The organism is Kineococcus rugosus (assembly GCF_050871975.1).
Classification (GTDB): Bacteria; Actinomycetota; Actinomycetes; order Actinomycetales; family Kineococcaceae; genus Kineococcus.
Map to the genome: position 1 here is coordinate 122268 of NZ_JBJLSJ010000010.1, position 9675 is coordinate 131942.

The following is a 9675-nucleotide window of genomic DNA, read 5'->3' on the forward strand; positions in this document are numbered from 1 at the left end:
CCGGGCCCGGTCGGGGCGTCAGGCGATCTGCTGGTTGAGCAGTTCGACGATGTTGTCGACCGTCTGCTGCACGGTCTGCTGACCGTTGATGGCCTTGCCCATCTCGTCCTTGGTGGGGTCGGTCGTGATGGCCTTGCCCGCCAGGGTGAGCTTCTCACCCGCGTCGCTGCCGGAGGTGGAGATCGGGTCGGCGAGCGCGATCTCCTGCTGGTAGAGCGCGTAGCCGTCGAGGGCGGCCTGGTTGGTGCCCGGGTAGGTGATGTCGAGCTCGTTCTCCACCGGCAGCCAGCCGTTCGTGGCGGCGACCCGGGCGTAGTTGGCCGGTTCGAAGAGGAACTCGACGAACTTCATCGCCGCGTCCTTGGTGTCGCCGTTGTCGAAGGCGACGATCTTGCCGCCGCTGTTGATGTCGGTCGCGTGCGTCGGCTGCGCCGGGGTGGGCACGGCGGCCCACTGGAACTGGGTGATGCTGTCGGCGAAGTCGGCGACCTGCCAGACGCCGGAGAAGTAGGCGACGACCTGGCCGCTCTTGAACAGCGCGTTCGGGTCGGCCCCGGAGGTCCACACCGACTTGGGCATGACGACGTCGTCGTTGAGGTCGACGAACTTCTGCAGGGCCTCGACCGTCGCGTCGTCGACCGAGTACTCGGTGCCCTCGGAGTTCAGCTGGAACCCCTTCGCCCCGTGCTCGTAGACGAAGGCGCGGATGCGGGCGGGGGAGGCGTCGTAGACGAGGTCGTACTTGGCGCCGGTGGCGGTGCGGACCTGCGCCGCGGCGGCCAGGAACTCGTCCCAGGTCCAGGTGCTCGCCGGGTCGGTCGGGTACGCGACGCCCGCCTGCTGGAACAGCGAGGCGTTGACGAACAACCCGGCGGCGGTGATGTCGGAGGGGATCGTGAGGATCTTGCCGTCGTCGGTCTCCTGGTACAGCTTGCTGTCGATCTTGTTCGTCGTGCTCGTCGCCACGGCCTTGAGGTCCTGGAGCTTGTTCGTCCAGATCGGGTCCAGGGACGGCGCGCTCGCCACGTCCGGCAGCGAGTCGGCCTGGGCGGCCTGGCGCAGCTTGGTCTGGTAGCCCTCGTAGGGCACGTTGACGATCTCGACGGTGATGCCCTCCGCCGCCTCGAACGCGTCGGCGAGGTCGTAGTAGCCCTTGGCCTGCGCCTCGCTGGCCGAGAGCCAGAAGGTGATCGCGTCGGCGTTCCCGCCGCCGGTGGCCGAGTCGCCGCCGCAGGCGCTGAGGGTCCCGGCGGTGGCGGCCGCGGCGAGGGATCCGAGGAGGACGGACCGCCGGCTGGTGGTGTTCTGGCTCATCGATGGACTTCCTCGTCTCCCGGTCCCCGGCCGTTCCCGCACCCGTCGAGGGGCACCCGTCGTTGGGCCGGCCCGGGGGCCGAGCGGACGGAACGGCACCGCCGTGCCGGCGGTTCCTGGAAGGTAGGTGGAAAGGGTTTACCGGGTCAAGGGACACGAGCGCTGCGGTACGCATGACTTCTCGTCAGGTCATGCGCACGATAACGTCGCCGCCGGTGGCGCAGCGTCGTGGCCGCCCGGCGCCCCGCGCCCACCCCCCTCCGGAGGACCCCGTGCACCCCACCCCCCGCAGCGCACCCACCACCGCACCCGACACCGCCCCCGACACCGCCGCCGACACCGCGTTCACCGCGGCCCTGGTGCGCGACCTCGACGACGACGTGAGCGCCCTGCTGACCCCGGGCGCCCCCGCGCCGGGCCCGCTGGCCCACCGCGAGACCACCTCGCGGCTCAAGGCGCTGGTCACGGCCTCCTGTCACCCCGGCTCGGTGCACCGCGGCTCCGCCCCCGCGCGCGAGGCCGCGCTGCGCCTGGTCGGGCGGCTCAGCGCCGCCCAGACCCCCGGCGGCCTGTTCGACAGCACCAACCTGGCCTCCCCGCCGGACACCGCCTTCACCGTCAACGACCTGTGCCTGACCGCCACGATCGCCGCGCGCGACCCCGCGCTGGACGAGGTCGCCGCCGGCCTGCGGGCCGTCGCCGCGCGCGTCCTGCCCCCGCTGCTGACCGGCGGGGTCCACACGCCGAACCACCGCTGGGAGCTGGCCAGCGCCCTCGCCCGGCTGGAGGCCCTGCTCGGCCCCGACGCCGCCGTGCGCGCCCGCGTCGAGGAGTGGCTCGCCGAGGGCGTCGACCTGCAACCGGACGGCATGTACTCCGAGCGCAGCCCGCTGTACGCCGGGGCCGTCACCAACCCCTCGCTGCTCGTCCTGGCCGACCTCCTGGACCGCCCCTCGCTGCTCGACCCGGTGCGCCGCAACCTCGAGGCGTTCCTGCCGCTGCTCGACCAGGACGGCCTCGTGGAGTCGGTGCACTCCCGGCGCCAGGACCAGCACACCCCCGGCCACCCCGGCCGCGACCTGCTGCTGCCCTACCGCCGCCTAGCGGTCGAGGAGGGCCGGGCCGACTTCGCCGACGCGGCGCGCCTGCTGCAGTCCCGCGGCGTGCACGGCCGCCACCTGCTGCCCGAGGTGCTCGTGCGGCCCGCCCTGGCCTCGGTCCTGCCGGCCGGGCCCGGCACCGCGTGGACCGGGCGGGCCGAGCTGCCCGCCTCGGGCCTGCTCGTGCACGCCGCCGGCCGCACCCGCACCGTCGTCTTCGGCGGCAGCGACCAGCCGCGGGTGGGGACGGTCCGGTCCGGGACGGCCAACACCGCCACCTTCCTGCGCCTGCGGCACGGGGCCGCCGTCCTGGAGTCGGTGCGCCTGTCGACGGCCTTCTTCGGCCTCGGGCCCTTCCGCAGCGCGACCCTGCGGCGCACCGGCGACGCCGTGCGGCTGCGCCAGGAGCTGCGGGCCGGCTACTACCAGCCGCTCGCGGCCGCCGACCGCGACCCCGACGGCGCCTACCCGCTGGGCGACGAGGGCCGCTTCCACGCCGCCATGGCCTTCGACCGGCGGGCGGTGGACCCGGTCGAGCTCGTCACGGACGTCCGCGTCGACCTGCTCGACGACGGCGCCGACCTCACCGTCGGGTTCTCCGGCGCCGCGACGTCGTACGCGCTGGAACTGGCCTTCCGCCCCGGCGGCGTCCTGGAGGGCGTCGGCCCCACCGGGGACGGCGGGCCGGTGCCCACCGGCGACCGGGTGCGCTACGCCGTCGGGTCCGACGAGCTCGTCCTCACCCGCCTCGACGAGGGGGGCGCCGGCGGGGGCGACCAGCCGGCCCGCTACGACGGCGGGGAGCAGTACGACTACCTGGGCGGCAGCCACGCGGCCCGGGGGGAGCTGGTGTACCTGACCGGGCGGACCCCCGGGGTGCTGCGGCTGCGGCTGCGGGGGCGCGGCCGGGCCGGGTGAGGCGCGCTCGGAGGGATTCGAACCCCCAACCAACCGGGTAGAAGCCGGTCGCTCTGTCCGTTGAGCTACGAGCGCCTGCGCCGGCACGGGCCGGCGGGCACACCCTAGCGACTCGGGGTCAAGAACACCCCCGCCGCTGACGAAGCGACGACGTGACCCTCCTCGCCCCGCCCCGCCCGGCCCCCCTCCCGTGAGCGCTGTCCTCGCCCTGCTGGCCAGCGGCCTGTGGGGCACCTCCGACTTCCTCGGCGGCAGCGTCAGCCGGCGGCTGCGGGCCGCGCAGGTCCTCGCCGTCTCCCAGGTCCTGTCCGCGCTCGTCCTGCTCGTCGTCCTCGGGGCCACCGGCCGCGTCGGCACCGCGTCGGCGGGGTCGTGGCTCGGCTGGTCGATCGCGGCGGGCGCGACCTGGGCCGCGGCCATGGGCGCCCTCTACACGGCGCTGGCCCGCGGGACCATGGGCGTGGTCGCCCCCATCGCCTCCTGCGGGATGCTCGTGCCCTTCGCCGTCTCCGTGGCCACCGGCGAGCGCCCCGGGCCGCTGCAGCTGCTGGGGGCCGCGCTCGCCGTCGCCGGCGTCGTCGGGGCCGCCGGGCCGGACCTCGGGCCCTCGGCCCGCGGCCAGGGCCGGGCCACCGCCCTGGCGCTGCTGGCCGCGCTGCTGTTCGGCGTGGAGATCTACGCCCTGGCCCGCGGCAGCGAGGGCTCCGTCGCCGGCGCGCTGCTGGGGATGCGCCTGACCTCCGTCGTCCTCGTCGTGGCCGTGGCCGCCGCCCAGCACCGCCGGTCGGCGCCGGTGCGCCCGCGCGACCTGCCGCCGCTGCTCGCCCTGGGCGTCCTGGACCTCGCCGCGACCGCCGCCTACGCGGTGGCCTCCACCGGTGGGCTCGTCAGCGTGGTCGCGGTCCTGGCCTCCCTCTACCCGGCCGTGACGCTGCTGCTGGCCCGCCGCGTCCACGGGGAGCGGCTCAGCCGCCTGCAGTGGGCCGGGGTCGTCGTGGTCCTGCTCGGCGCCGCGCTCTGCGCCCTGGGCTGACCCGGCCCGCCCACCGGACGGACCGGAACGGTCGACCTGTGCACCACGACACCCGTTCGGCGGGTCGAGGTGCGGGCCCGGGGGGACGACACACCCCCTGACCCCCGGGAGGAACCACGTGCCGACCACGACCGAGCCGCGCTCCGCGCTCGCGCGCTGGCAGCTGCCGCTGCACGCGCTGCTGCTGCTCGCCCCGCTCGCCTTCGTCGTCTCCACCGTGCCGGGCGTGCGACCGCAGGAGGGGTACGTGCCCCTGCTCGACGGCGTGCTCAACAACCTGGCCTACGAGTCGGCCGCGGCGATCTGCTTCCTGCGCACCGCGGTGTCGCCGGGACCGCGCCGCGCCGGGTACCTGCTGGCGACGGGTCTGGCCGTCTACGGCTCGGGCAACGTGTACTGGAGCCTGTTCGTCCGCCCCCTGGCCGACCAGCCCTACCCGTCGGGGGCCGACCTCTGCTTCGCGCTGTTCTACCCGGCCGTCTTCGTCGCGCTGATCATGCTGGCCCGCCGCCGCGACGGCCGGCACGCCGGGAGCCTGTGGCTGGACGGCGTGGTCGGGGCCCTGGCGGTCGGCGCGGTGGCCGCCGCCGCGGTCATCGGGCCCATCGTCTCCGGGCCCGGCTCCTGGGCCGCGGTCGCGACCACCTCGGCCTACCCCGCCCTGGACCTCGTCCTGCTCCTGGTGCTGGCCGCGGTCCTGTCCCTGTTCGGCTGGCGCCCCCCGCGGGGGCTGTGGCTGCTCGCGGCCGGGCTCGTCGTCTTCGTCGTCGCCGACATGGCCTACCTGTTCGCCACCGCCACCGGCACCTACGTCTCCGGCGGGATCACCGACGGCGTCTGGGTCACCGGCGTCGTCCTCATGGGCTTCACCCCCGGCTGGCCGCCGGCGCCGACGGGCCCGCGCCTGCCCGGGTGGGCGCTGGTCTGCCTGCCGGTGCTGGCCACCGTGGCCGCGCTGGCGCTGTTCGTCGTGGACCACGGGCACCCGCTGCACGCCGTCGCGATCGCGCTGGCCGCCGCGACCGTGCTCACCGCGACGGCCCGCCTGCTCTTCACCTTCCGCGAGGTCACCCGCCTGGCCGAGCACCGCGAGCTGGCCCTCACCGACGACCTGACCGGCCTCGGCAACCGCCGGGCCCTGTACCGCGGCACCCCGCAGCTGCTCGCCGCGGCGGGCCCGGGGGAGGACGCCGCCCTGCTGCTGCTCGACCTCGACGGCTTCAAGGAGGTCAACGACAGCCTCGGCCACCAGGCCGGCGACTGCCTGCTGCGCGACGTGGCCCGCCGCCTGCGGGAGGTCGCCGCCGACCCGGGCACCGTCGTGGTGCGCCTGGGCGGCGACGAGTTCGCCATCGTGCGCGCCGGGGCGGGCACCGCCGAGGCGGAGGCCCTGGCCGAGCGGGCGCACGCCGCCCTGCGCGAGCCCTACGCCGTGCAGGGCGTGCAGGTCCGGGCCCGCACCAGCATCGGCGTCTCCGTGCTCCCGGCCGCCTCGGCCGAGCTCGCCACCCTCCTGCGCCAGGCCGACGTCGCCATGTACCACGCCAAGACCCACCACCTCGGGACCTTCACCTACTGCGAGGAGGTGGACCAGTTCGCCTCGGGGGAGCGGCTGGAGACCGCCGAGCTGCTGCGCGCCGACATCGCCGCCCGCCGCCTCGTCCTGCACTACCAGCCCAAGGTCGACGTGGCCTCCGGCGCGGTGGACAGCGTCGAGGCCCTCGTCCGCTGGCGCCACCCCCGCCACGGGCTGCTGTACCCCGACGCCTTCCTGCCCGCGGTGGAGAGCGCCGGCCTGATGGAGGAGCTGACGCGGGCGGTGCTGGAGCAGGCGCTGGACCAGGCCGCCGTCTGGTGGCGCGCCGGGCGGCCGCTGGCCGTGGCGGTCAACCTCTCGGCGTCCTCCCTGGGCGACGAGCTCCTGCCCGACCGCGTCTCCGCGCTGCTCACCGCCCGGCAGCTGCCCGCGCGCCTGCTGGAGATCGAGATCACGGAGGACTTCCTCATGGCCGACCGCGTCCGCGCGCAGCGGATCCTCGACGGCCTGCGCGGGCGCGGCGTCCGCGTCGCCGTCGACGACTACGGGACGGGCTACTCGTCCCTGGCCTACCTGCGCGAGCTGCCCATCGACGACCTGAAGCTGGACAAGTCCTTCCTCACCGACCTCGTGCACGACAGCCGAGCCCTGGCCATCGTGCAGTCCACGATCATGCTGGCCCACTCGCTGGGACTGCGGCTGGTCGCCGAGGGCGTGGAGGACGAGGTCACCCGGCAGGAGCTCGCCGCCGCCGGCTGCGACGTCCTGCAGGGCTGGCTGTACTCCAAGGCGCTGCCCGCCGACGAGCTGGACGCCTGGCTGGCCGCCCACGCCCCCGCCCCCGCCGCGGCGCCCGCCCGCCCGCTCACCGCCCCGCTGACCGGGGCCCGCTCGTGAGCGCCCCCTCGCTGGAGCGGCTCCGGACCGCCGGTCCCGGCCACGTCCTGCCGGGGCGGGCCGCGGTCGAGGCGCACCTGGCGGGGTCCGCGGACCTGCACGCCGCGCCCGGGACCCCGCCCACCGCCACCGGAGCCTGGCTGCGCCGCGCCCTCGACGTCGCGCCCCCCGCCGCGGTGTGGGCCCTGCACGTCCAGGACGGCCCGGGCCGGGACGCCGCCCTCGTCCTGGTCGACCGCGTCCACGCCACCGGGACGCGCACCGAGCTGCTCGCCGGCGGCGGCGGCCACGAGGCGTCCTTCCCCGCCGCCGACCCGGCGCTCGCGGCCCGCCTCGGGGCGGCGCTGGCGCGCGAGGCCGACCGGCGCGGCAGCTCGCTGCACCTGACCGAGCTGCCCGACGACCCGCGCGTGCACGCCCTGGCCGCCGGCGCGGGCGCGCGGGTGGAGGACGTCCTGCCGGTGCCGGAGGTCCGGCGCCCGGCCGAGGGGGAGCACCTGGTCAGCGCGGGCGTGCGCAAGAACCTGCGCAAGGCCCGCAACCGCCTCGCCGCCGACGGGGTGCGCGCCGAGCTGACGTTCTCCACCGACCCGGACGTCTTCGAGGCCACCCTGCCCGAGCTGGAGCTCGCCCACCGCGACCGCGACGCCGCCCACGGCGTCGCGTGCCCGCTGGACACCCCCGCCGGCCGGGCGGTGTGGAGGGCCCGGCTGGGGGCCCTGGGCGACCTGGGGCGCCGCGAGCTGGCGGTCCTGCGCCTGGACGGGGCGCTGGCCGCGCACGTCGTCGCGGTGCGCGGCGGCGCGCGCCACGGCGTGTTCGAGGGGTGCTTCGTCACCCGCTGGGCGCGCTACTCCCCGGGGCGGCTGCTGGAGCACGAGGTGCTCCAGCGCGCCTTCGCCGACCCGCGCACCGAGGTGGTCGACTGGATGACGGGGGTGGCGCCGGAGACGCTGCTGGTCGTCACCGGCGAGCGGCGCCGCCTGGTGGTGCGCCGGGGGCGGAGCGGGGGCCCCGCTCCCGACTAGCGCTCTCGACTAGCCTGGGGCCGTGGCGGAATTCATCTACGTGATGTCCAAGGCTCGCAAGGCGCACGGGGACAAGGTCATCCTCGACGACGTCTCGATGTCGTTCTACCCCGGCGCCAAGATCGGCGTCGTGGGCCCCAACGGCGCGGGGAAGTCCAGCGTCCTGAAGATCATGGCGGGGCTGGACCAGCCCTCCAACGGCGAGGCCCGCCTCTCGCCGGGGTACAGCGTCGGCATCCTCATGCAGGAGCCCGCCCTCGACGAGACCAAGACGGTGCTGCAGAACGTCCAGGACGGCCTCGGCGAGCTCAAGGTCAAGATGGACCGCTACAACGAGATCACCGGCCTGTTCGAGGACCCCGACGCCGACTTCGACGCCCTCATGGCCGAGATGGGCCAGCTCCAGGAGGAGCTCGACCACGCCAACGCGTGGGACATGGACTCCCAGCTGGAGCAGGCCATGGACGCGCTGCGCTGCCCCCCGGGCGACGCCGACGTGTCGGTCCTGTCCGGTGGTGAGAAGCGCCGCGTCGCGCTGTGCAAGCTGCTGCTGGAGGCGCCGGACCTGCTGCTGCTCGACGAGCCCACCAACCACCTCGACGCCGAGTCGGTGACGTGGCTGGAGCAGCACCTGGCGAAGTACCCCGGCGCCGTCCTGGCCGTCACCCACGACCGGTACTTCCTCGACAACGTCGCGCAGTGGATCCTCGAGCTCGACCGCGGCCGCGCCTACCCCTACGAGGGCAACTACTCCACCTACCTGGAGAAGAAGCAGTCCCGCCTGGCGGTGCAGGGCAAGAAGGACCTCAAGCTCGCCAAGCGCCTCAAGGACGAGCTGGAGTGGGTCCGCTCCAACGCCAAGGGCCGCCAGACCAAGTCCAAGGCCCGCCTGGCCCGCTACGAGGAGATGGCCGCCGAGGCCGAGCGGACCCGCAAGCTCGACTTCGAGGAGATCCAGATCCCGGCCGGGCCGCGGCTGGGCTCGGTCGTCATCGAGGCCAAGGACCTCAAGAAGGGCTTCGGGGACCGCACCCTCATCGACGGTCTGTCGTTCTCGCTGCCGCGCAACGGCATCGTCGGCGTCATCGGCCCCAACGGCGTCGGCAAGACCACGCTGTTCAAGACCATCGTCGGCCTCGAGCCGCTCGACGGCGGCGAGCTGAAGATCGGCGAGACGGTCAAGCTGTCCTACGTCGACCAGTCCCGCGGCGGCCTGGACCAGGGCAAGACGCTGTGGGAGACCGTCTCCGACGGCCTCGACTACATCCAGGTCGGCAACCAGGAGATGCCCTCGCGGGCCTACGTCTCGGCGTTCGGGTTCAAGGGCCCGGACCAGCAGAAGCCCGCCGGCGTCCTGTCCGGCGGGGAGCGCAACCGGCTGAACCTGGCGCTGACCCTCAAGGAGGGCGGCAACGTCCTGCTGCTGGACGAGCCCACCAACGACCTCGACGTCGAGACCCTCGGCTCGCTGGAGAACGCGCTGCTGGAGTTCCCCGGCTGCGCCGTCGTCGTCAGCCACGACCGGTGGTTCCTCGACCGCGTCGCGACCCACATCCTCGCCTACGAGGGCACCGAGGAGGACCCCGCGAACTGGTACTGGTTCGAGGGCAACTTCGCCGGCTACGAGGAGAACAAGGTCGCCCGCCTGGGCCCGGACGCCGCCCGCCCGCACCGGGTGACGTACCGCAAGCTCACCCGCGACTGACGGGGACCCCCGCCGCGCCGTCCGCCGTGCCGTCCGTCGTGGGGGGGGGGCCGGGCGCCCCGGCGCGCCGGGCGCGGCGACCCACCCGGGCCGCCCCCCCCCCCCCCGGCGCGCGCGGTGGTGGGGGTGGCGGGGGGTCTCCC

The 9675-nt window shown here is 75.1% G+C and carries 6 protein-coding genes and 1 tRNA gene; 5 read left to right on the top strand and 2 right to left on the bottom strand.

What is annotated here, in order from left to right; all coding sequences use genetic code 11:
- Window positions 1-18: 18 nt before the first annotated feature.
- Window positions 19-1314: an extracellular solute-binding protein gene (locus ACRYM6_RS07780; protein ID WP_432542280.1), complete on the bottom strand. Its 1296-nt coding sequence runs from the start codon at window positions 1312-1314 to the stop codon at window positions 19-21.
- Between the two features lie 272 nt (window positions 1315-1586).
- Here ACRYM6_RS07780 and ACRYM6_RS07785 point away from each other — a divergent pair, with 272 nt between their 5' ends.
- Window positions 1587-3332: a hypothetical protein gene (locus ACRYM6_RS07785; RefSeq protein WP_432542281.1), complete on the top strand. Its 1746-nt coding sequence runs from the start codon at window positions 1587-1589 to the stop codon at window positions 3330-3332.
- Between the two features lie 2 nt (window positions 3333-3334).
- Here ACRYM6_RS07785 and ACRYM6_RS07790 read toward each other — a convergent pair.
- Window positions 3335-3407, bottom strand: a tRNA-Arg gene (locus ACRYM6_RS07790).
- A 115-nt stretch (window positions 3408-3522) separates the two neighbouring features.
- Here ACRYM6_RS07790 and ACRYM6_RS07795 point away from each other — a divergent pair.
- From ACRYM6_RS07795 to ettA, 4 genes are all read left to right on the top strand, one after another.
- Window positions 3523-4365 (top strand): EamA family transporter, encoded by an 843-nt coding sequence (locus tag ACRYM6_RS07795; protein ID WP_432542283.1) that lies wholly within the window; start codon window positions 3523-3525, stop codon window positions 4363-4365.
- A gap of 118 nt (window positions 4366-4483) precedes the next feature.
- Window positions 4484-6799, top strand: coding sequence for a putative bifunctional diguanylate cyclase/phosphodiesterase (locus ACRYM6_RS07800; protein WP_432542284.1), 2316 nt, complete (start codon window positions 4484-4486; stop codon window positions 6797-6799).
- Window positions 6796-7827 carry a GNAT family N-acetyltransferase gene (locus ACRYM6_RS07805; RefSeq protein ID WP_432542285.1) on the top strand — a complete coding sequence of 344 codons (1032 nt, stop codon included), beginning with the start codon at window positions 6796-6798 and terminating at the stop codon, window positions 7825-7827. The genes ACRYM6_RS07800 and ACRYM6_RS07805 overlap by 4 nt, the downstream gene beginning before the upstream one ends.
- 22 nt (window positions 7828-7849) lie before the next feature.
- Entirely contained in the window at window positions 7850-9532 is a 1683-nt protein-coding gene (ettA, locus tag ACRYM6_RS07810; protein WP_432542286.1) for an energy-dependent translational throttle protein EttA, read from the top strand.
- Window positions 9533-9675: the final 143 nt, after the last annotated feature.

What these genes read in the sequence shown, in the direction of transcription:
- ACRYM6_RS07780 (WP_432542280.1), bottom strand. Translation starts at nt 1,314, where the DNA reads ATGAGCCAGAACACCACCAGCCGGCGGTCCGTCCTCCTCGGATCCCTC.